At 71.6% G+C, this 22,295-nt stretch carries 17 protein-coding genes and 1 tRNA gene; 10 read left to right on the forward strand and 8 right to left on the reverse strand.

What is annotated here, in order from left to right:
* The first annotated feature begins 63 nt into the window (after window positions 1-63).
* Window positions 64-1,521, forward strand: a complete 1,458-nt coding sequence (gene pyk, locus NH339_RS06580; protein ID WP_253023675.1) for a pyruvate kinase — start codon at window positions 64-66, stop codon at window positions 1,519-1,521.
* A gap of 55 nt (window positions 1,522-1,576) precedes the next feature.
* Window positions 1,577-1,852 carry a DUF3072 domain-containing protein gene (locus NH339_RS06585; protein WP_253023676.1) on the forward strand — a complete coding sequence of 92 codons (276 nt, stop codon included), beginning with the start codon at window positions 1,577-1,579 and terminating at the stop codon, window positions 1,850-1,852.
* Between the two features lie 16 nt (window positions 1,853-1,868).
* On the opposite strand, the gene NH339_RS06590 is transcribed toward NH339_RS06585, so the two are convergent.
* Window positions 1,869-1,954: transfer RNA gene (locus tag NH339_RS06590), tRNA-Leu, on the reverse strand.
* 74 nt (window positions 1,955-2,028) lie between these two features.
* Here NH339_RS06590 and NH339_RS06595 point away from each other — a divergent pair.
* Together NH339_RS06595 and NH339_RS06600 are read left to right on the forward strand one after the other, a co-directional pair.
* Window positions 2,029-2,640, forward strand: a complete 612-nt coding sequence (locus NH339_RS06595; RefSeq protein WP_253023692.1) for an ANTAR domain-containing response regulator — start codon at window positions 2,029-2,031, stop codon at window positions 2,638-2,640.
* A 130-nt stretch (window positions 2,641-2,770) separates the two neighbouring features.
* The gene (locus tag NH339_RS06600) at window positions 2,771-4,045 is read left to right on the forward strand and encodes an ABC transporter substrate-binding protein (protein WP_253023677.1); all 1,275 of its coding nucleotides are present in this window, start codon (window positions 2,771-2,773) and stop codon (window positions 4,043-4,045) included.
* A gap of 625 nt (window positions 4,046-4,670) precedes the next feature.
* Here NH339_RS06600 and NH339_RS06605 read toward each other — a convergent pair.
* From NH339_RS06605 to NH339_RS06625, 5 genes are all read right to left on the reverse strand, one after another.
* On the reverse strand, window positions 4,671-5,495 hold the full coding sequence (locus NH339_RS06605) for an ABC transporter ATP-binding protein (RefSeq protein WP_083516390.1): 825 nt from the start codon (window positions 5,493-5,495) through the stop codon (window positions 4,671-4,673).
* A 1-nt stretch (window position 5,496) separates the two neighbouring features.
* Window positions 5,497-6,399, reverse strand: coding sequence for an ABC transporter ATP-binding protein (locus NH339_RS06610; protein WP_253023678.1), 903 nt, complete (start codon window positions 6,397-6,399; stop codon window positions 5,497-5,499).
* Entirely contained in the window at window positions 6,389-7,384 is a 996-nt protein-coding gene (locus tag NH339_RS06615) for a branched-chain amino acid ABC transporter permease (protein ID WP_253023679.1), read from the reverse strand. The genes NH339_RS06610 and NH339_RS06615 overlap by 11 nt, the downstream gene beginning before the upstream one ends.
* A gap of 11 nt (window positions 7,385-7,395) precedes the next feature.
* Window positions 7,396-8,736 (reverse strand): branched-chain amino acid ABC transporter permease, encoded by a 1,341-nt coding sequence (locus tag NH339_RS06620; RefSeq protein ID WP_144433749.1) that lies wholly within the window; start codon window positions 8,734-8,736, stop codon window positions 7,396-7,398.
* Window positions 8,737-8,856: 120 nt separating this feature from the next.
* Window positions 8,857-9,600, reverse strand: coding sequence for a DUF554 domain-containing protein (locus NH339_RS06625; protein WP_253023681.1), 744 nt, complete (start codon window positions 9,598-9,600; stop codon window positions 8,857-8,859).
* A 96-nt stretch (window positions 9,601-9,696) separates the two neighbouring features.
* Here NH339_RS06625 and NH339_RS06630 point away from each other — a divergent pair, with 96 nt between their 5' ends.
* The gene (locus tag NH339_RS06630) at window positions 9,697-10,308 is read left to right on the forward strand and encodes a GNAT family N-acetyltransferase (protein ID WP_253023683.1); all 612 of its coding nucleotides are present in this window, start codon (window positions 9,697-9,699) and stop codon (window positions 10,306-10,308) included.
* Window positions 10,309-11,132: 824 nt separating this feature from the next.
* Window positions 11,133-13,796 carry a DNA polymerase I gene (gene polA / locus NH339_RS06635; RefSeq protein WP_253023685.1) on the forward strand — a complete coding sequence of 888 codons (2,664 nt, stop codon included), beginning with the start codon at window positions 11,133-11,135 and terminating at the stop codon, window positions 13,794-13,796.
* A 475-nt stretch (window positions 13,797-14,271) separates the two neighbouring features.
* Here the strand turns inward: polA and NH339_RS06640 are convergent, their stop codons facing one another.
* Window positions 14,272-15,471: a polysaccharide biosynthesis protein gene (locus tag NH339_RS06640; protein WP_253023687.1), complete on the reverse strand. Its 1,200-nt coding sequence runs from the start codon at window positions 15,469-15,471 to the stop codon at window positions 14,272-14,274.
* A 96-nt stretch (window positions 15,472-15,567) separates the two neighbouring features.
* On the opposite strand from NH339_RS06640, the gene NH339_RS06645 reads away from it, so the two are divergent.
* A complete protein-coding gene (locus NH339_RS06645; RefSeq protein ID WP_253023688.1) occupies window positions 15,568-17,247 on the forward strand; it encodes a hypothetical protein in 1,680 nt (559 codons plus the stop codon).
* Window positions 17,248-17,358: 111 nt separating this feature from the next.
* Window positions 17,359-17,502, forward strand: a complete 144-nt coding sequence (locus NH339_RS06650) for a hypothetical protein (protein WP_158509204.1) — start codon at window positions 17,359-17,361, stop codon at window positions 17,500-17,502.
* Window positions 17,503-17,577: 75 nt separating this feature from the next.
* Here NH339_RS06650 and NH339_RS06655 read toward each other — a convergent pair whose 3' ends face one another.
* The gene (locus NH339_RS06655) at window positions 17,578-18,663 is read right to left on the reverse strand and encodes a glycosyltransferase family 4 protein (RefSeq protein ID WP_253023689.1); all 1,086 of its coding nucleotides are present in this window, start codon (window positions 18,661-18,663) and stop codon (window positions 17,578-17,580) included.
* A 144-nt stretch (window positions 18,664-18,807) separates the two neighbouring features.
* On the opposite strand from NH339_RS06655, the gene NH339_RS06660 reads away from it, so the two are divergent.
* Both NH339_RS06660 and NH339_RS06665 read left to right on the forward strand, forming a co-directional pair.
* On the forward strand, window positions 18,808-19,539 hold the full coding sequence (locus NH339_RS06660; protein WP_236749712.1) for a class I SAM-dependent methyltransferase: 732 nt from the start codon (window positions 18,808-18,810) through the stop codon (window positions 19,537-19,539).
* Window positions 19,506-22,295: alpha-(1->3)-arabinofuranosyltransferase family protein (locus tag NH339_RS06665; RefSeq protein WP_253023690.1), on the forward strand; the 2,790-nt coding region annotated here is incomplete at its 3' end. The genes NH339_RS06660 and NH339_RS06665, both read left to right, overlap by 34 nt.

Raw genomic sequence — 22,295 nt, forward strand, 5'->3', positions numbered from 1 at the left:
TTTTGTTGCGCGCGTCCACCAAGTGACTCGCCGGTACACCCCCGCTGTCGATAGGGTCGTGGAGTGCGTAGAGCCAAGATCGTCTGCACGCTCGGACCGGCCGTCGCGACCGCCGAGCGTATCCTCCAGCTGGCCGAGGCGGGCATGGACGTCGCCCGCCTCAACATGAGCCACGGCGACCATGCCGACCACGAGGCCAACCTCGGCCACGTCCGTGCCGCCGCCGAGCGCACCGGCAAGGCGATCGCCGTGCTCGCCGACCTCCAGGGTCCGAAGATCCGGCTCGGCCGCTTCGCCGACGGCCCCGTCGACCTCGCCGTCGGCGACCGGTTCACCATCACCACCGACGACGTGCCCGGCGACGCCGAGCGCGCCTCCACCACCTACTCGGGGCTGCCGGGCGACGTCTCGCCCGGCGACGAGATCCTGATCGACGACGGCCGCGTGCGGCTGCGGGCCCTGGAGGTCACCGGGCACGACGTCGTGACCATCTGCGAGACCGCGGGACGCCTCAGCAACAACAAGGGCATCAACCTGCCCGGTGTCGCCGTGAGCGTCCCCGCCATGAGCGACAAGGACGTCGAGGACCTGCGGTTCGCTCTGCGCCAGGGCGTCGACTTCGTCGCGCTGTCGTTCGTGCGCAACGCCCGCGACGCCGACGACGTCCGCCGCGTCATGCACGAGCTCGACATCCACCGTCCCGTCATCGCGAAGATCGAGAAGCCGCAGGCCGTCGACAACCTCGACGAGATCATGGACTCCTTCGACGGCTTCATGGTCGCGCGCGGCGACCTCGGCGTGGAGCTCCCGCTCGAGGACGTGCCGATCGTGCAGAAGCTGATCGTCGAGAAGGCGCGGCGCAACGCCAAGCCGGTCATCGTCGCCACCCAGATGCTGGAGTCGATGATCTCGGCCCCGCGCCCGACCCGCGCGGAGGCGTCCGACGTCGCCAACGCGGTGCTCGACGGCGCCGACGCGGTGATGCTGTCCGGCGAGACCAGCGTGGGGGAGTACCCGATCCAGACGGTGCGCACGATGGCGCGCATCATCGAGTCCACCGAGGACCACGGCCTGCCGCGCATGGCCGCCTACACCTGGCAGGCGAAGACCCGCACCGGCATCATCTGCCGTGGTGCCTCGCAGGTGGCCGAGGCCATCGACGCGCGCTACGTCGTCGCGTTCACGACGATCGGTGGGTCCGCCCGCCGCATGTCGCGCTACCGCTCGCACATCCCGGTCATCGCGTTCACGCCCGACCCCATGACCCGCAACCAGCTCGCGCTCACCTGGGGCGTCGAGACGTTCCTCGTGCCCGAGGTCAAGCACACCGACGAGATGGTGCTGCAGGTCGACAAGCGGCTGCTCGAGGTCGCGCGGTGCTCGCACGGCGACGAGGTCGTCATCGTCGCCGGCGCCCCGCCCGGCATCCCCGGCTCCACCAACGCGCTGCGCATCCACCGCATGGGCGATGCCATCAACCGCGTCGTGCCCGCGTACGAGCACCCCGCCGAGGAGAACTGAGCCCGGCGTCGACGCTCGACGCGCGGGTGTCGGCGGGGCGACGTACGGTGGGGACATGACTGAATCGAACACGTCGTCGAACACGTCCTCCGAGTCCACGGCGGACGCCGCGCCCGGGTCCGACGTCATCGGTGCGGACGCCGGCGGCACCACCGAGAAGGACCCGCAGGACTGGGTCACCGGCGACGAGCCGATGACCGGCGCGCAGCGCTCGTACCTCGACACGCTCGCCCGCGACGCCGGCGAGACGCTCTCGGCCGACCTCACGAAGGCGGAGGCCTCCGAGCACATCGAGCGGCTCCAGGAGCAGACGGGGCGCGGGTCGGACTGACGGTCCGCGGGCGCGCTGGTGCCGACTGCGGGACTCGAACCCGCACGCCCTCTCGGACAACGGTTTTTGAGACCGTCGCGTCTACCATTCCGCCAAGTCGGCGCGCCGCGCGTGCCCGCTAACCTTCTCACGTGACCAGCCGACCGACCGAGACGCCCCGCACCGACGAGACCCCTGTGACCGGTGAGCCCGTCGACCGTCCCCGTGTCGTCATCGCCGAGGACGAGGCACTCATCCGGCTCGACCTCGCCGAGATGCTCGCCGAGGAGGGCTACGACGTCGTCGGGCAGGCTGCGGACGGTGTCGAGGCCGTCGAGCTCGCCACGGCCCTGCGGCCCGACCTGGTCGTCATGGACGTCAAGATGCCGCGGCTCGACGGCATCGCGGCGGCACGTCGCATCGCGGGGGAGCGGATCGCGCCCGTCGTCATGCTGACTGCGTTCAGCCAGCGCGACCTCGTCGACCGTGCCCGCGAGTCCGGGGCGATGGCCTACCTGGTCAAGCCGTTCACGGCCTCCGACCTCGTCCCCGCCATCGAGATGGCCCGCAGCCGGTTCGCTGAGCTCGCGGCACTGGAGGCGGAGGTCGAGGACCTCACCGACCAGCTCGCCACCCGCAAGGTCGTCGAGCGCGCCAAGGCGCAGCTGCAGGCTGCCCTCGGGCTCAGCGAGCCGGAGGCGTTCGGGTGGATCCAGCGGACGGCCATGGACCTGCGCATGCCCATGCGCACGGTCGCCGAACGGGTCGTGGAGCACGGTGTGCCGGGTGCCGATCCCTCACCCGAGTGAGCGATCCGTATTACAAGTTGACTACGAAACAGGACTTTCACACGAGCCCGACCTGCGCGACCCCCTCGGCGACTAGTTTCGTCCTACGGCTCGACCCGTCGGGGGTCGGACCAGAGTTCCCGGAGGATCAATGAAGCGCAGTACCAGGACCATGCGGCTCGCCGCGGTCGCCGCGGCCGGCGCGCTCGTGCTCGCCGCCTGTGGTGGAGGCAGCGGCAGCGACGACGAGAGCAGCGACAGCGGCGACAAGGCCTCGGCCTCCAAGGCCGACGGCACGCTGACGATCGGTACCCTGCTCCCGCAGACCGGCAGCCTCGCGTTCCTCGGCCCGCCGGAGTTCGCGGGCGTCGACCTCGCGATCAAGGACGTCAACGCCGACGGCGGCGTGCTGGGCAAGGACGTCAAGGGCGTCAAGGGCGACTCGGGCGACACCGACTCGGGCATCGCCCCGGCCGAGACCGACAAGCTGCTCGACGCCGGTTCCGACGTCATCGTCGGTGCCGCGTCCTCGGGCGTCTCGATGACGGTCATCGACAAGATCATGTCGGCCGGCACCGTGATGTTCTCGCCCGCCAACACGTCGACCGACTTCGACAAGGGCGACTACGCGAAGCCCGACCTGTACTTCCGCACCGCGCCCTCGGACATCCTCCAGGGTGCCGTGATGTCGAACCTGCTCGTCCAGGACGGTCGCCAGAACGTCGCGATCCTGGCCCGTCAGGACGCCTACGGCGAGACGCTGGCCTCGGAGATCAAGAAGGGCCTCGAGAACGCCGGCTCCAAGGTCGCCGCGACGGTCTTCTACGGCGAGAACGCGCAGTCCTACGACTCGCAGGTCCAGGAGATCGCCGACAGCAAGCCGGACGCGATCGTGCTCGTCGCCTTCGAGGAGACCACGACGATCATCCCGCAGCTGGTGCAGGCCGACGTCGGCCCGCAGAAGGTCCCGACGTACTTCGTCGACGGCAACACGGCCGACTACAGCGGCAAGCTGCCCGAGGGCACGCTCGAGGGCACGAAGGGCACCATCCCCGGCGCCGAGACGTCCGGTGACTTCAAGAAGCGCCTCCTCGAGGTCGACCCGAAGCTGAAGGACTACTCCTACGCGGCCGAGTCCTACGACGCGGTCGTCGTGTCGGCGCTCGCGGCCATCAAGGCCGACAGCGACGCGGGCGACAAGATCGCCAAGGAGATCCCGGGCATCACCGAGGGCGGCGAGAAGTGCACGACGTTCAAGGACTGCGCCGCGCTCCTGAAGGACGGCAAGGACATCGACTACGACGGTGTCTCCGGTCCGATCGAGCTGGGTGAGACGGGCAGCCCGACGGCCGCCTCCATCGGCATCTACGAGTACGGCGCCGACAACACCTACAAGGCGGTCGACTACATCAGCGGCACGATCTGAGCCACTGACGTCGAGCACGTCCCGCACGAGGCCCCCGGGTTCCACCCGGGGGCCTCGTCGCGTCTGGTGGTTTGCTGATTCCCATGACCTGAGGGGGACCAGCAACCCACCACGGTCTTCTTCCACTCACCTGCGGATGACACCGAGGGTGAGTGAGAGATTCCCAGGTCGACCTGGGAATCTCCGCGACGCGCGACGCGCGACGCTCGGACGGCTTCCAGGCGGCGCAGCGTGGGCACCGGGCACGATTTCCTCAGCCACGCACGGAAAGCTCTCCGTGCCTAGCTGAGAGAACCGTGCCTCGCGGGAGGAAACCGGGCAACGGGGAGAGAACCGTGCTCCGCGGGAGATTCCCAGGTCGAGCTGGGAATCTCATCGACGCAGGACAGTCGGCTGCCTCCCAGGCGGCGCGGGGCAGTCGCCAGGCACGGTTTCCTCAGCCAGGCACGGAAAGCTCTCCGTGCGTGGCTGAGAGAACCGTGCCTCGTGGGAGAAAACCGGGCAGCCCGGAGGAAACCGTGCCTCCCGGGAGATTCCCAGGTCGACCTGGGAATCTCGCCTCCAGACGCACGAGGGCCCCCGACGCGCGCGTCGGGGGCCTTCGGGGTCGAGCCGGGGGGAGCGGTCAGCTCGCCTTCTTGCCCAGCGTGCCGAGGTAGAGCTCGATGACCTTCGGGTCGTTGCCGAGGGAGCGGCCGGTGCCCGAGTAGGCGGAGCGGCCCTGGTCGAGGACGTAGCCGCGGTCGCAGATCTGCAGGCAGCGCTTGGCGTTCTGCTCGACCATGATGACCGAGACGCCGGCCTTGTTGATGTTGCGCGTCTGCACGAACACCTCGTCCTGCAGGACGGGGGAGAGGCCGGCGGAGGGCTCGTCGAGCAGCAGCACCTGCGGGTCCATCATCAGGGCGCGACCCATGGCGACCATCTGGCGCTCACCACCGGACAGTGAGCCGGCCCGCTGCTTGCGGCGCTCGCCGAGACGCGGGAACAGGTCGGTGACGAACGCGAAGCGCTCCGTGAACGTCTTCGGCGCCTGGTAGCAGCCCATCTCGAGGTTCTCCTCGATCGTCAGGCTCGGGAACACGTTGTTCGTCTGGGGGACGAACCCGATGCCCTTGGTGACCAGCTGGTCCGCGCGCTGGTTGGTGATCTCCTCACCCTTCAGCGTCACGCTGCCCTCGTGGATCGTCACCAGGCCGAACAGCGACTTCAGGAGCGTCGACTTGCCGGCGCCGTTCGGGCCGATGATGCCGACGAGCTCGCCGGGCTGGCAGTACAGGTCGGCGCTGTTGAGGATGTTCACGCCGGGCAGGTAGCCGGCGATGAGGCCGTCGGCGCGCAGGATGGCCCCGTCGGCTCCCTTCTGGTGCTTCGCGCGCTCCTCGGCGAAGTTCGCGTCGCGTGCGGCCTCGCGTCCGGCGTCCTGGCCGGGCTCGTGGATCTCTGCCATGTCAGGCCTCCTGATCGAGCTCGGCCTCGGTGGCCTGCTCGAGCTCGGTCTCGTCCAGCTCGGTGATGTCGGTGTCGTGGTGCGCGCCCAGGTAGGCGTCGATGACGGCCTGGTCGGACATCACCTGGTCGGGGGTGCCCTCGGCGACGATCTTGCCCTGCGCCATGACGATGACCCAGTCGGAGATGTCGCGCACCATGTCCATGTCGTGCTCGACGAACAGCACCGTGCGGCCCTCGTCGCGCAGCGACTTCACGTGGCCGAGCAGCGACTGCTTGAGTGCCGGGTTCACGCCGGCCATGGGCTCGTCGAGCATGATCAGCTCGGGGTCGACCATGAGCGAGCGGGCCATCTCCAGCAGCTTGCGCTGGCCGCCCGAGAGGGAGCCGGCGAAGTCCTCGCGCTTGGCGTCGAGCTTGAACCGGGCGAGCAGCTCGTCGGCGCGTGTCGTGATCGAGTCCTCCTGGCCGGACCAGAGGGCACGGAAGGGGGCGGACCAGAAGCGCTCGCCGCGCTGGCCGGTGGCCCCGAGCCGCATGTTCTCGATGACGGTGAGGCGCGAGAGCACCTTCGTCAGCTGGAACGTGCGCACCATGCCACGACGGGCGACCTTGTAGGCCGGCACCTTCTGCAGCGACTGGCCGTTGAACGACCACTCGCCGGTGTCTGGTGCGTCGAAGCCGGTGAGCAGGTTGAACAGCGTCGTCTTGCCGGCACCGTTCGGGCCGATCAGCGCCGTGATGACGCCACGCTGGATCTCGACGTGCTCGACGTCGACGGCCTTCAGGCCGCCGAACTGCCGCGTGATGGAGGAGCCGACGAGGATCGCGTCGGGCTTCGTCACACCGGGCGTGTTCGCGACCCCGGCCAGCGGGTCGGTGGTGGGGGTGGTGTCAGCGGGCATCGATCGCCAGCTCCTTCCGGTCGCCGAAGATCCCCTGCGGTCGGTAGATCATCAGGAGCATGAGGCCCAGGCCGACGAGGATGAGTCGGACGAGGCTGGCCTGGATGTCGCTCATCGCCCAGTCGGGGATGAGCGGGTTCGAGCCGGACGTGGCCTGGCTGAAGAACGAGCCGATGCCGCCCATGAGGAGCCAGAAGATCATGGCGCCGATGACGGGACCGAGCACGCGGGCCGCGCCGCCGATGAGCAGGGCGGTGTAGGCGAAGAACGTCACGTTCGTGGAGTAGTCGCTCGGCACGACCGACGCCTGCTTCAGCGCGAGGAAGAGGCCGGCGAGACCACCGAAGACACCACCCAGCACGAGCGCCTGCATCTTGTAGGCGAACACGTTCTTGCCCAGCGAGCGGACGGCGTCCTCGTCCTCGCGGATCGAGCGCAGCACGCGTCCCCACGGGCTGCGCATGAGCAGCCAGACGAAGAGGCAGCCGAGCGCGACCAGGATCCAGCCGACCGTCAGCGACCACAGGTCGTCCTGGCGGAACCGGACGACGCCGAGGTCGACGCCGCCGGAGTAGGGGTTGAGGTCCTGGAACGTCTTGGCGAAGCCGGTGAGGCCGTTCGAGCCGCCGAAGACGTCCTTGGTCTCCACGGCACCGAACACCAGACGCAGGATCTCCGCCGTCGCGATGGTGGCGATGGCCAGGTAGTCCGCGCGCAGGCGCAGCGTCGGCACACCGAGGACGAGCGCCAGCACCACGGGGGCGAGGAGCGCGACGACGACGCCGAGCCAGAACGACTGGTCGTAGGTGACGACGGTGACGGCGAGGCCGTAGGCGCCGACCGCCATGAAGCCGGCCTGGCCGAAGTTCAGCAGGCCGGTGTAGCCGAAGTGGATGTTGAGGCCGATGGCCGCGAGGGCGAAGACGATCGCCTGCGGTCCGAGCGCCTGCGACAGAGCGGCGTTGAGGATGGTTCCGAAGTCCATGGGAGTCCCTTTCAGCCGATCCGCTCGGCGCGGCCCAGGATGCCCTGGGGCCTGATCAGCAGGATGAGGATGAGCACCACGAGGGCGCCGACCTCCTTGATGGACGACGGGACGCCGGGCCAGATGCCGATCTGCAGCGTGCCGACCTCCACCATGATGCCGATGATCATCGACCCGACCAGCGCGCCCCAGATGGTGCCGAGGCCCCCGAGGGTCACGGCCGCGAACACGAGCAGCAGCAGCTTGAAGCCCATGAGGAAGTTGACCTGGCTGTTGACCGCCAGCAGGCCGCCGGCCAGACCGGTCAGGGCGCACCCGAGGACCCAGACGGACCGCACGACGCCGTCGACGCGCAGGCCGGACGACGCCGACAACGCGGGGTTGTCGGCGACGGCGCGCATCGACTTGCCGAGGCGGGTCTTCATGAGGACCACGCAGGTGACCGTCAGCACGACGATCGAGACGAGGATGATCGCGATCTCCTTGTCGGCCAGCGCGAACGGGCCGTAGGACTTGCGCGTCTGGTTGACGTACTGCGAGAGCGACTCGCGCGAGCCGCCGAAGGTGTACTGGAAGACGTTGCGCAGCAGCAGACCGAAGCCGATCGAGACGATCATCATCGCGATGATGCCGATGCCCTTGCTGCGCAGCGGCTTCCACAGGAACTTGTCCTGGAGCCAGCCGAACGCCGCCGAGGCGAGGACCGCCACGACGATCGCGAGGATGACCGGCAGCCCGAAGGCGCGGTTGGCGACGTAGGTGGCGATCGCGCCGAACGTGATGATCTCGCCGTGCGCGAAGTTGGTGAGCTTCGTGGTGCCGAAGATCAGCGACAGGCCGAGGGCGGCGAGCGCGATGATGAGGCCGAACTTCACGCCGTTGACCATGGCGCCCGCGAAGCGCTCGCCGAGCGAGGGTCCGGCCTGCTCGACGACGCCGATCTGGAACTGGGCGAAGTTGCCGCCGTCCAGGAGCGCGTCGACCGTGCGCTTGTTGCTGCCGGCGAACTGGATCCCCGACGGCAGCGTGTCGGTGTCGAGGGTGACGACGTAGCTGCCCCGCTCCGGGATGGCGATGAAGGCGCGTCCGTTCGGGTCGGTCACCGCCTCGCCGACCTCGGTGCCGGAGGAGGAGGCGACGCTCAGCGTCGCTCCGGGGATCGGGGCCTTGTCGTCACCGCTGTTCTGCAGCGTGACGCCGATGTAGGCGCCGTCCGGCGGGGTGGCCGGCGCCGTGGGCGCCGTCGGGCTCGCGCTGGGCGTGGGCGTGCTGGTGGCCGAGGCGCCGAGTGGCACCAGGACGACCAGACACGCCAGGAACGCCGACACGAGGACCTTGGATGTCAGTCGCACGCAGGACTCCTGGAGTTCGGGCAGCGCTTGTGGCGCCGTCGTCCCGGGGACTATATCCCCGCCGGGGTCCGAGGTGGCCCCTTCGCGGAAGTCCACAGGTAACAGTTCTGTGAAGTCCGCTCAGGCCAGGGAGACGGCGAGCTGGGTCAGCAGCGGCGCCACGAGGAGCGCCGGCAGGAGGTCGGCGACCGGCAGGGCCTTCAGGTCGAGCAGGCGCAGCGCCACGCCCACGAGGACGAGTCCGCCCGTGGCGCCCAGCGCGTCGAGGTGGGCGGCCGGCAGCGCCTCGCCGAGTGCCAGCCCGACGAGCGTCAGCGACCCCTGCACGACCAGCACGGCCAGCGCGGAGGCCATCACCCCGACGCCCAGCGCGGCGGCGAAGGCGAGTGACGCGAAGCCGTCGAGCGCCGACTTCAGGAGCAGCTGCTCCGCCCCGCGTCCGAGCCCTTCGTTGATCGAGCCGAGGATGGTGAGGGGGCCGACGCAGAAGACGAGCGAGGCGACGACGAAGCCCTGGACGAAGCGGTCGCGGTCGCCGCCGTCGCCCCGTGCGAGGGCACGCTGCAGGACCCCGCCGAAGGACTCGAGCCGGTCCTCCAGGCGCAGGAGCGAGCCGACGACGCCACCCACGAGCAGCGAGCCGAGGACGATCAGCGTCGGCGCGCCCCGTGGCGTCGCGTCGACGAGGGCGTCGCTGCGGACCGCGAGGGCGGCGTCGGCAGCGATGAGCAGGGTCACGAGACCGAGCGCGGAGGTGACGGTCGTGCGCACCCGTTCGGGCAGCCGATGGCCGACCAGCAGGCCGAGCCCGGACCCGACGAGCACGGTGGCCACGTTGGTGAGCGTGCCGCTACCCACGAACATGTAGGCTCCTCTCGCTCGTTGAAGATCGCACGACCCGACCGGGCCATGGTGACAGCCGTCCACCCGGGGTCGCGCCCGACACCCGCCGAGGACGTCATGGCCACTCGCTCGCCGATTGTGATGCGCGACGCGGTGCCCGAGGACGCGGCCGAGCTCGTGGCCCTCTGGGCCGAGTCGGCCGCGGTGAGCGACGAGGAGGGTGCGGAGGCGTTCTCCTACCAGTCGCTGTTCCGCGAGCCGAGCGCCACGGAGGCGGAGTCGGCGATCGAGCAGACCCTCGCCAAGCCCGGCAAGCGCATCATCGTCGCCCTCGTCGACGACGAGATCGTGGGTGCGACGGTGTGCGACCTGAGCACCCTGACGCCGATCACGCTCACCCCCATCCTCATCGTCACCGACATCCAGGTCTCGCCGCGTCACCGTCGGCGCAACGTCGCCGCGACACTGCTGTCGGCCGCTGCGACGTACGGCGAGGAGAACGCCTGCGAGATCGTCGTCGCGGCGATCCCGCTGATGGCTCGCGAGCCGCACCGCTACCTGACGAAGATCGGGTTCACCCAGGTCGCCGCCGTCCGCGCCATCCAGGCCAGCCGGCTGCGCTCCCGGCTCAGCTCGAAGGCCACCCACTCCCGCGACACCGGCAAGCTCATCGCCGTCCGCCGCACCCTGCGCCGCCGCCAGGACGATCGCCGCTCCGGCCGGGTCTGAGGTTCATTCGTCCTACGCGCGGGCGTGGTCGTGGTCGTGCGCTGCCTGCGGGGGTCGTGACCTTGCTGGTGCGGTGCCTGCGGGGTCGTGGCCCTGCTGGTGCAGTGCCGCAGGGGGTCTGACCTTGCCGCTGCGCTGCCTCGGCGTTCGCCGGGGCTGGTCTCCGAAAGGGCCTCGACCGGCAGCGGGCCTGGGGCTGGTTCCGGGTCTCGGGGCCTGGCCCGAGCTCGCCTTTGGACGCACGATCCTTCTTTTCTGCGTTCTGGGGCCAAGGTTCTGCGTTGGCGCGTCCTATCGGTGGATCTGCAACCGCCGAAACGCTTCTGCGGTTGCAGATCCACCGATGGCGGCCGGGGCGCGGTGGTGATTCTCCCTTCGCGTGGAACGGTTCACGAGAAGGGAGAATCTCGCGTCCCCCCACGACAAAGGGCACCCACGATTCTTCATTCGCGCGCCTGAGGTCGAACGCTTCTGCGTTGGTGACGGGATCCCGTAGGAAACGCAGAAGTCTTGGAGTCCCACGCATGAACGCAGATCCTGGTGTTCGACGCGGGTCGCAGCCCGAGACCCCAGACCAGCGCCGCCGCCAGCCGCCCGGTCGAGGCCCTTTCGGAGACCACCCCCAGCGCCGGCCGAGGCAGCGCACCAGCAGGTCGAGACCCCCTGCGGCAGCGCACCACCGAGCACAGGCCCCCTGCAGCAGCGCACCAGCAGGTCGAGGCCCCCGCTCCGCAGCGCACCACCACGACGACACCACCCCACGACGACGCACACGAGGCACATGCCGCAGGCCACTGTCCGCCGGTGCGTCTAGAGTCGACGACGTGGATCGACTGCTGCTGATCGACGGTCACTCCGTCGCCTACCGAGCCTTCTTCGCCCTGCCCGTGGAGAACTTCTCCACGACCACCGGGCAGCACACCAACGCAGTGTTCGGCTTCACCTCGATGCTCATCAACGTGCTGCGCGACGAGCGCCCGACGCACGTCGGCGTGGCATTCGACGTGTCGCGGCAGACCTTCCGCACGCAGGAGTACGCGGAGTACAAGGGCAACCGCAGCAAGAGCCCCGACGAGTTCAAGGGCCAGGTCGGGCTGATCAAGGATGTCGTCGCCGCGCTCGGCATCACCGCGTTCGAGAAGGACGGCTTCGAGGCCGACGACGTGATAGGCACGCTCACGACGCAGGCTCAGGAAGCCGGCATGGAGGTGCTGATCTGCACCGGCGACCGCGACGCGCTCCAGCTGGTCACCGACACCACCACCGTGCTCTACCCGCGCAAGGGCGTCTCCGACCTCGCGCGGATGACACCGGCCGCGGTCGAGGAGAAGTACGGGGTCACCCCCGAGCACTATCCCGAGATCGCCGCGCTCGTCGGCGAGACGAGCGACAACCTCCCCGGCGTCCCCGGGGTCGGGCCGAAGACGGCAGCCAAGTGGATCAACCAGTACGGGTCGCTCGAGGCTCTCGTCGCCGACGTCGACGCCGTGAAGGGCAAGGCGGGGGAGTCGCTGCGGGCCCACCTCGACGACGTGCTCCGCAACCGGCGCATCAACGCGCTCGTGCGCGACCTCGACCTCCCGGCCAAGCCCACCGACCTCGCGTTCAGCACCGAGTGGAACCGCGACGCCATCCACGAGGTGTTCGACGCCCTGGAGTTCGCGGCGCTGCGCACCCGCCTGTTCGAGTACCTGGGCGGTGGCGACGAGTCGAGCAGCGACGAGGCGGCCGTCGAGGTCGTCGTCGACCGACCCGCCGCCGGAACGCTCGCGGCGTGGTTCGAGGAGCACACCGGAGCCGAGCCGGTCGGGGTCGAGGTCACGGGTGTGCTGCGCCCCGTCGGTGCACGGGTCGACATGCTCACCGTCGCCACGGCGGCGGGTCGTGCGGTGAGCCTCGCGCCGGAGTCGCTCGACCCGGCCGACGAGGAGGTGCTCGCCTCGTGGCTGGCCGACGCGGAGCGCCCCAAGGTCATGCACGACGCGAAGGGGCAGCGGCACGCGCTGGCGGCGCAGGGCTGGTCGCTGGGCGGTCTGGCGGCCGACACCGCGCTCGCCGCCTACCTGGTGCGTCCGGACCAGCGTTCCTACGACCTCGCCGACCTCGCGCTGCGTGCGCTGAAGCGCGACCTGAGCCCGGCCGACGACTCCGGCCAGCTCGCCTTCGACGACGACACCGCGGGCGTCGAGGGTGCCGCCCAGCGGGCCCGCGCCGCGCTCGACCTGTGGGGCGTGCTCGCCGAGGAGCTGGAGCAGCAGGAGGCGCTCACGCTGCTGCGCGACGTCGAGCTGCCCCTCGTGCACGTGCTCGCTGCCGCCGAGACCGCCGGCATCGCCGTCGACTCCGAGCACCTCGACGCGTTGCACGAGGAGTTCACCGGTCGCATGACGGCAGCGGCGGAGGAGGCCTACGAGGCGATCGGCCGCGAGGTGAACCTCGGGTCGCCCAAGCAGCTGCAGGAGGTGCTCTTCGACCAGCTGGACATGCCGAAGACCAAGCGCACGAAGACGGGCTACACCACCGACGCCGAGGCGCTGCAGCAGCTGTTCGTCAAGACCGGTCACCCGTTCCTGGAGCACCTGCTCGCGCACCGCGACGTGACGCGTCTGCGGCAGACCGTCGAGGGCCTGCAGAAGACCGTGCAGCCCGACGGCCGGATCCACACGACCTACTACCAGACCATCGCGGCGACCGGTCGGCTCAGCTCGGCCGACCCGAACCTGCAGAACATCCCCATCCGCACCGAGTCGGGTCGGCGGATCCGCGAGGCGTTCGTCGTCGGCGAGGGGTACGAGACCTTGCTGACCGCCGACTACAGCCAGATCGAGATGCGCATCATGGCCGACCTGTCCGAGGACGCCGACCTCATCGAGGCGTTCCGCTCCGGGCACGACTTCCACACCGTGATGGCGGCGAAGGTCTTCGAGCGCGAGCCCACCGACATCGACGGGGGACTGCGGGCCCGGATCAAGGCGATGAACTACGGGCTGGCGTACGGGTTGTCGGCCTACGGGCTGAGCCAGCAGCTGCAGATCTCGACGGGTGAGGCGCAGGGCCTCATGGACGACTACTTCGAGACCTTCGGTGGCGTGCGCACGTACCTGCACGGCGTGGTCGAGGAGGCCCGCCAGACCGGGTTCACCGCGACGATCCTCGGCCGTCGCCGCTACCTGCCGGACCTGCTGAGCGACAACCGCCAGCGACGCGAGATGGCCGAGCGGATGGCGCTCAACGCCCCCATCCAGGGCTCCGCCGCCGACATCATCAAGGTGGCGATGCTGGGCGTCGACGCAGCACTGCGCGACCAGGGACTGCGGTCGCGGCTGCTCCTGCAGGTCCACGACGAGCTCGTCCTCGAGGTCGCCGACGGCGAGCGCGACGTCCTCGAGACCCTCGTGCGCGAGCAGATGGCCTCCGCGGCGCAGCTCTCCGTGCCGCTCGACGTCTCCGTCGGCACCGGCCGCACCTGGCACGAGGCCGCCCACTGAGCCGAAGCCGCCGCCGACGTCGCTGAGCGCATCGTCCTTGCTTCTGGTGGGCATGCGTCGGCGGGGCTTCTCGTTCGGGTGGGCTGCGCTGGCGCGGCTTCGACTCGTCCTGCGCTCCGCAAGGGCCTCGACCGGGGGCCGGGAGGGCGGCGGCTCGGGTTCTCGGGCTGTGGCTCGCGTGGGACGCAAGAATCACTGCCCACCCCACCCCCAAGGGCACCCACGATGCTTCCTTCGTGTGCTGGAGGTCGAACGCTTCTGCGTTGATGACGGGATCCCGTAGCAAGCGCAGAAGCCTTCGACCTCCGACGCGCGAACGCAGAATCTTGCGTCCACCCCGAGCGCAACCTGCAGCCCGAGACCCCAGACCAACGCCCCACCCAGCCGCCCGGTCGAGGCCCTTTCGGAGACCACACCCAGCGCCGGCCGCGGCAGCACACCAGCAAGCCAACGAAGGGCCGACCCGAGATCCGCCTCAGCGCGGCGTGGTGGTGCGGCCCGGGACGAACCAGACGACGAGGGCGAGGGCGGCGGAGACGGTGGCGACGGTGGTGACGAGGCCGGTGAGGTGGACGTCGAAGCCGTAGGCGACGGCGACGACGAGGGCGGCGGCGACCCACACCAGGACGACGACGCCGTGGGCGTGGCGGGCGAGCGCGTCGAAGACGAGCAGGTGGACCACGGCGAGGCAGGAGCCGGCGAGGGCGAACAGCCAGAGGCGACCGGCGATCTCCTCGTACTGCGCGCCCCCGACGAGCACGAGGGCGAGGCGGGGGAGCAGGGCCGTGGCGGCGACGGCGACCGCGCCGAGCCCGGCGACCGCGAGCACTGCCTGCGCGCGGGCGCGGCGGGTCTCGTCGCGGGCGAGGTCGGGGAAGAGCACGACGCTGACGAACTGGGGCGCGAACAACGCGGCCTTCGACAGGATGAGCCCTGCCGCGTACAGGCCCGCCTCGTGCGCCTCGAACCGGTTGCGGGCTACGAGCGCGTCGAGGCTGCTCAGCACGAAGTAGGCGAGCAGGGCGTGGGAGCCGAGCACCGTCTCGCGGACGAGCGGCCGGCGGCTGACCCCCTGCGCCGGTCGCAGGTGTCCGCGCAGCAGGGGCAGGCCGACGAGCACGGGAGCCCACGCGCCCACGGCGATCCCGACCATCGCCGACGTCGCCGACGGGACGACGAGCACCGCGATCGTGCCGCACAGCAGCCGTCCGAAGCCGTTGGCGAGGTAGATGCCGGTGAGGGTGCGCCAGCGCTCCGAGCCCTGCGCGATGCCCGCCTGGGCGCCCATGACGGTCAGGGGGACGAGGGTCGCGCCCGCGAGGACGACGGGCCAGGCCGAGTCGAGGCGCAGCAGCGGTACCAGCGCCACCGACGCCAGGGCCACGACGGCACCCACGGCGAGCGCGGCGGCGGCCGTCACCCGCAGCACCACGCCGATCACGTCGGCGCTGTCCTGCGGCGCCACGGCGATCCGTCGCGCGGTGACCGCCTGGATGCCGAGCGAGACGACGTTGCCCATGAGCAGCACGCCGAGCAGGGCCACGAGAGCACCGAGCTCCGCCGGCACCATGGTCCGCGCGGCCGCCACGGTGAACCCGTAGATGGCGACGTTCATGCCGACCATGCCGAGCGCGACCGTCGAGCCGCTCGAGAGGCGGTGGCTGGTGCTCGTCACCGGGTCACCCTAGCCAGCCCCTGGTCCCGTCGCCCGACGGAAGCATCGGCGCGGGGCACCCTCGACCTCTAGGGTGAGGCTCGAACGAGGAGGACCATGAGCCGGTGGCGCGACGCGATCGTCCTGCAGTGGAGCGCTGTGCTGGCGGTGCTCGTCGGCCTGCCCTGGTTCCGCCCCGGCTACGTCCTCTCCTACGACATGGTCTGGGTGCCGCGCCTCGCGCTCGACCGCGACGACCTGTGGGGCCTCGGCAGCGCGCTGCCGCGCGCCGTCCCGTCCGACGCGGTGGCCGGGCTCCTCGGGGCCGCGGTCGACCCGCAGGTGGTGCAACGGCTCGTGCTGCTCGGCGCGCTCGTGCTGGCAGGCGTCGGCGGGGCGCGACTCGTCCCGACGCTCGGGACCGCTGGTCGGCTCGCCGCCGCGACCCTGGCCGTCTGGAACCCCTACGTGCTGGAGCGCCTCGCGATCGGGCAGTGGCCGATGCTGCTCGGCTACGCGGGGCTGCTGTGGCTCGTCGGCGAGCTGCGCCGCGACGACCCCCGCCCGCGCGTGGTGGTGCTCGCGCTCGCCGGCGCCGCCCTCACACCGGCCGGGGGAGTGATGGGCCTGGTGGCGGGTCTGCTCGCCGGACGTCGGTTCGGCTACCTGCGGGTCGTCGTGCTGGCTGCGGTGCTCAACGCCCCGTGGGTGGTCACGTCGGTGCTGCGCGGTCCGGTCGACGCCGACCCGCTCGGCGTCACCGCGTTCGCCCTGCGGGCCGAGGGGGCCCTCGGGCACGTCGGGACGGCGCTGTCCCTCGGCGGCATCTGGAACGGCGACGTCGTGCCCGACGGCCGCGGGACAGGTCTCTCGCTCGTGCTCACCGTGGTGCTCTGGGTGGTCGCCCTCGGAGGACTGGTCGTCCTCGCGCGGACCGACCGTCTGACGCTCGTCACGCTCGCGCCGGTCGCGGTCGTCGGTCTCGTGGTCGCCCTCCTCGGCTGGGCCGCGCCGGAGCTCGTCGAGGACCTGGTGCGACGCTCGGGCGCCGTGGCCCTGCTCCGCGACGGCTCGCGGTACCTCGCACTCGTCGCCCCGCTGCTCGTGGCGGCCTTCGCGGTCGGTGTCGACGCGCTCGTGCGGGTCGCCGCCCGACGTCGCCTCGCCGCGGTCCCGGCCGTCGTCGGGGTCCTGCTGCCGCTGGCGCTGCTGCCCGCCCTCGCGAACGGGATCGGCGGCCGGCTCGAGCCCGTCCGCTACCCGGCGTCGTGGGAGACGGCCCGGGAGCTCGTCGCCCGGTCGCAGGTACGGGGCGACCTCCTCGTGCTCCCGTTCACCGCCTACCGCGCGCCGGCGTGGAACGACGGACGTCCCGTCCTCGACCCGGCCGGCCGCTACTTCGACCGCACCACCCTCACCGACGACCGGCTCGTCGTCGGCGGGCGGACGGTGGCGGGGGAGGATCGCAAGGCGGCAGAGGTCCGTCAGGCCCTGCGGTCGCGCGACGTCCCGCGTGCGCTCGCGCGCCTGGGCGTCGGGCTCGTGGTGCTCGACACCACGGCGCCCGACGCCGACCGGGCGGCCCGGCAGGTGCGGGGTCTGCAGCGGGTCGGCGGCACCGACCTGCGTGTGCTGTCGGTCCCCGGCGCGCGCGTGCGTCAGGTCGACGACACCGACCGGGTCGCGACCACGGCCGCCTGGGGCATGTGGGGCGTTGCCGTGGTCGTGGCGCTCGCCGCCACGGTCGGCGCGGCCGTCGGTGCGGTGCGCACGCGCAGCCCCCGACCGCGGCGCTGAGCTCCGTGGCGCCGAGCCCGTGACGGCGACCCGACGAGACCTGTGCCACGTGTCCGGCCCCGTGTGGTCTCCCTGCCTGGTATCCTGACGTGGTCTCGAGGGAGGACAAACGTGGGAACTTCAATCGTGGGCGGCGTCGTCGCCTTCTTCGTCGGATGCGGACTTGCCGCGGCCACCGCCGTCGGCGTCGTGCAGTCGCAGCAGAGCGCGGGCACCGAGCCCGTCCAGACCAGCACGGTCAGCTACGGCAACTGACGCATCCAGCACAGCAACGACGAGGGGCCCGGTCTTCGGACCGGGCCCCTCGTCGTGTGTGCTGCGTCGCCGCTCTCAGTCCTCCAGCGCCGCCGCGAAGGCGGCCTGCGAGGCGCCCCACGTGAACGTGGCCGCCTTCGTGCGAGCGCCCTCGCCGAGGAACGCGCGCCACTCGTGGTCGGTCACCAGGTCGCACGTCGCCTGCACGAGCTCGTCACGGTCCTCGACCAGCAGGCCGGAGTCCTTGTGGTCGATGGACTCGGTCGTGCCGCCCGCCGAGGCGTAGGCGACCGTCGGCGTGCCGTGCGCACCGGCCTCGCCGACGACGATGCCCCAGCCCTCCTTCAGCGAGGGCAGCAGCATGACCCAGGCCTGCGCGAGCAGCGCGTGCTTGGTGGTGTCGTCGACGTGGCCGTGGAAGACGACCGCGTCGGACACGCCGGCCTCGCGCGCGTAGTCGTGCAGCTGCTCGTCCCACCAGCCCGACCCGACGACGTCGAGCACGGCGCCCGGGTGGGTGCGTCGCACGGCCACGAGGGCGTCGATCGCGTGCTCGACCTGCTTGTGGGGCACCAGGCGTCCGAGCACCACGAGGCGCGGCACGTCGAAGCGCTCGACGTCGGCGCGCGGCGCCGGGTCGTTGCCGTTGTGGACGATGCGGATGCGGTCGCGGTCGACGCCGAGCTCGACCAGCTCGGCCTTGCTGGCGGCGGAGACGGTCACGTAGCGGCTGCGGCGGTACAGGCGCGGGGCGAGGCGGCTCTCGATCCACCAGCCGACGCGGCCGACCAGGCCCGGGTAGACGACGGGCCACTGCTCACGGTGCACGTGGTGCACCAGCACCACGACACGGGCGCGGGTGGCCCAGCGGGTGAAGAACGGCAGACCGTTCTGCACGTCGACGACGAGGTCGACGCGCCCGTAGCGGCGGGTCAGCAGGCGCAGGAACGTGAGGACGTAGATGTCGAGCTTGCTGCCGCGCCGCACGAAGCGGACGCCGTCGACGACCTCGTCGTCAGGTGCACCGTCGTGGCGTGCGCAGGCGATCGTGACCTGGTGGCCGCGCTCGACGAGGCCGCGCGCCATGGTCTCGACGTAGTGCTCGGAGCCGCCGCCCTCGGGGTTGCGCGTGTCGCGCCAGTTGCAGAAAAGAATGTGCACGTGTGCCCCGGCGTGGTTAGCCGGTCCCTCCTCGTGCCGGCCGCGGCCGACGCTCCCTCGACGCCGGGGCGCCGTCCGTGTCCCTCAACACGGTGATCGCAGTCTACGTCAGGACTGGACCTCCGTGGGGGGTATCGTGCCCTGGTGCCTGCGCCGTTCCGTCCCACGCTGCGCCGCTCCTGGCGGCTCTTCCGGGCGTTCCAGGTGGAGCAGACCGACCCGGACCGCTTCTACGGTGCGCTGGCGGCCGACTCGGTCGCGCACGTCCAGCACTTCGCCGATCTCGACGGCGCGTGGGTGCTCGACGTCGGCGGCGGACCGGGCTACTTCGCGCGTGCCTTCCGTGGGGCGGGCGCCCGGTACACCCCGCTCGACGCCGACCTCGGCGAGCTGTCCGGTCTCGGGTCCCCCGAGCCGGGCACCGTGCTCGGCAGCGGCATGCAGCTCCCGTTCGCCGACGGCAGCTTCGACGTCACGTACTCCTCGAACGTCCTCGAGCACGTCCCGGACCCGTGGCTGATGGCCGACGAGATGGTCCGCGTGACCCGGCCCGGCGGCCTGGTCTTCTGCTCCTACACCCTCTGGTGGGGACCGTGGGGCGGTCACGAGACGGCTCCCTGGCACTACCTCGGTGGCCACCGCGCCGCCCGACGCTACGCCCGGCGCGAGGGGCACCCTCCGAAGAACGTGTTCGGCACGTCGTTGTTCGCGGTCACGGCCGCGGCCGGCCTGCGCTGGGCACGGTCGCGCCCCGACGTGGAGGTGCTCGCGCTCGTGCCGCGCTACCTGCCGCGCTGGGCGTGGTGGGTGCTGCGCGTGCCCGTCGTGCGTGAGGTGGTGACGTGGAACCTCGCGATCGTGCTGCGCAGACGCTGAGGGGGGACGGTCGCCGACGCACGCGCCTGGTCGCGTGGTCCGCGGTGCTCGTGGCGCTCGCGTTCGCCCAGGCCCCGGGTCGGGTCGTCACCGACACCAAGCTCGACCTCACGGTCGACCCGTGGGGGTTCCTGGGCCGGGCCCTGACGCTCTGGGACCCGTCGGGCGCGTTCGGCCAGGTGCAGAACCAGGCGTACGGGTACCTGTTCCCGATGGGCCCGTTCTTCGGGCTGGGTGACCTCGCGCAGCTGCCCCCGTGGGTCGTCCAGCGTGCGTGGTGGGCCGTGGTGCTGGTCGTCGCGTTCGTCGGGGTGGTGAAGCTGGCCGAGGCCCTCGGCATCGGCTCGGACGCCTCGCGGATCGTCGCGGCGCTCGCCTTCGCGCTGTCGCCGCGCATGCTGTCGGTGCTGGGGCCGTCGTCCATCGAGGTGTGGCCGTCGGCGGTGGCCCCGTGGGTGATCCTCCCGCTCGTCCTCGGCGCCCGGCGTGGCGACCCGCGCCGGTACGCGGCGCTCAGCGCGCTCGCCGTGGGCGCGGTCGGTGGCGTCAACGCGGTCGCCACCTTCGCGGTCGTCCCGCTCGCCGGCTGGTTCCTGCTCGTCGGGGCGAGCGGGCCGCGACGTCGCGCCCTGCTGCTGTGGTGGCCGCCGCTCGTGCTGGCCGTGACCTGCTGGTGGATCCTGCCGCTCCTGCTGCTGGGCCGCTACAGCCCGCCGTTCCTCGACTACATCGAGTCCGCACCGACCACGACGTTCGCGGCGACCGTGCTCGACGCGCTGCGCGGCACGACCAACTGGGTGCCCTACGTCGACCTCTGGTCCGACGCCGGACGCCTCCTCGTGACCGACCGGCTGCTCATCCTGAACGGCGTGCTCGTGCTGGCGCTCGGTCTCGTGGGACTCGCGCGGCGCGACGTGCCGCACCGTCGCTACCTGGTCACCGGGCTGGTGCTGGGGCTCGTCGCGGTCACCGCGGGCCACGTGGGCGCGACGCGGGGCCTCGGGGCGACCGACGTCCAGGCCCTGCTCGACGGCGTGCTGTCGCCCGTGCGCAACACCCACAAGTTCGACGTGCTGGTGCGGCTGCCGCTCGTGCTGGGACTCGCGCACCTGCTGGGCGTCCTCCTGGCGCGCGGGTCGGGCGCGGTGCGACGCACGAACGCCGTCGGTGTGGCCGTGCTGGCCTGCGCGGCGCTCGCCGGCGCGACGGCGCCGGCGTGGACCGGGCACGTCGCCCCGCGCGGCAGCTACGTCGACGTGCCGCAGTACTGGACCCAGACCGCCGACTGGCTCGCCGACAACGCACCCGGACGGGCCCTGCTGCTGCCGGCGACGACGTTCGGCGAGTACGCGTGGGGTCGCACGAACGACGAGCCGCTGCAGCCGCTGGCCCGCTCGCCGTGGGCGGTCCGTAACGTCATCCCGCTCACGCCGGGCGGCACGATCGAGTGGATGGACGCGGTCTCTGCGGCGCTCGAGTCCGGTCGCGGCGATGCCGGTCTCGCGGCGACCTTGCGACGCGCCGGTGTGCGCACGTTCGTGGTCCGGTTCGACGTCTCCCGCTCCGGCGACGTGCTGTCGCCGGAGACCGTGCGGTCGACGCTGCTCAGCACGCCGGGTGTGCGACGCGCCGCGGGCTTCGGCCCGGTCATCGGCGGCGGACCCCGGCTCGACGGCGCCGACGGGGCGGGACCGTTCGTCGACGCCGGGCTGCAGGCCCCGCGACAGGCCGTCGAGGTCTTCGTGCTCGACGGTGTCGACCCGTCGCGCACCGCCACGCCGACGTCGCGGACGGGCGTGCTGGTCGGCGACGCGCGGTCGCTGCTGCGTCTGGAGCAGCGCGGGGCCGCTCCGCCGACGACGGTGATGGCGCAGGACGTGGCCGGCGACGAGCTCGACGACGCACCGGTCGTGCTGACCGACGGCAACCGGCGCCGCGAGGCCGACTTCGCGGCCGTCCGCGACAACCGGTCGGCCTCGCTGACCCGGCAGGAGCCGTGGCGGGCCGACCGGCCCGTCCACCGGTACTCCCAGGACGCCGTCGAGCCGTGGTCGACGGTGCCGGTGCTGCGCGGTGCCAAGGCGCTCACGGCGTCGTCGTCGCGGTCCGACGCCGGGGCCTCGCCGTGGACCGACCCGTCGGCGAGCCCGTGGGCGGCGTTCGACCGCGACCCGACGACGGCGTGGACCGCGGATCCCGGCCGGTTCGACCGGAAGGCCTGGATCGACCTCGACCTCGGCCGCGAGGTCGACCTCGGCATCGTGCCGATCACCGCGGCCGGCCGCGACGGCGAGGAGCGCCGGGTGCGGGTGACGACGCAGGACGGACCGCGCGACGTCGTGCTCCGCGACGGTCGTGCCGTCCTCGTGGAGGTCGGCCGGGTCTCTCGGCTGCGGATCAGCGGAGCCACGAGCGCCGAGCGCCCCCTCGCCCTCCAGGAGGTGGGGATCCCGGACGCGGTGGGCCTCGCGCGACCCCTCCGTCTCCCGCTCCTGCCCCGAGGATGGGCGGCGCCGGCCACGGTGCTCCTGCAGGCCGACGTGGGCGCGGCCGACGGCTGCTCCGTCGTCGAGGGCGTGCAGAACTGCTCGGACCGTCACGTCCGCGAGGTCGAGGACGCCGGCGCGCTCGATCGGATCGTCCCCCTGCGCACCGCCGCGCGGTACCGGCCGTCGATGACCGTCACCGGCCGTGGCGGCCGGGCGCTCGACGCCCTCGTGCAGCGCGGTCGGCTCGCCACCGTGGAGGTCTCGTCG

Origin of the sequence: Aeromicrobium sp. CnD17-E (assembly GCF_024124745.1) — a bacterium.
Lineage (GTDB): Bacteria > Actinomycetota > Actinomycetes > Propionibacteriales > Nocardioidaceae > Aeromicrobium.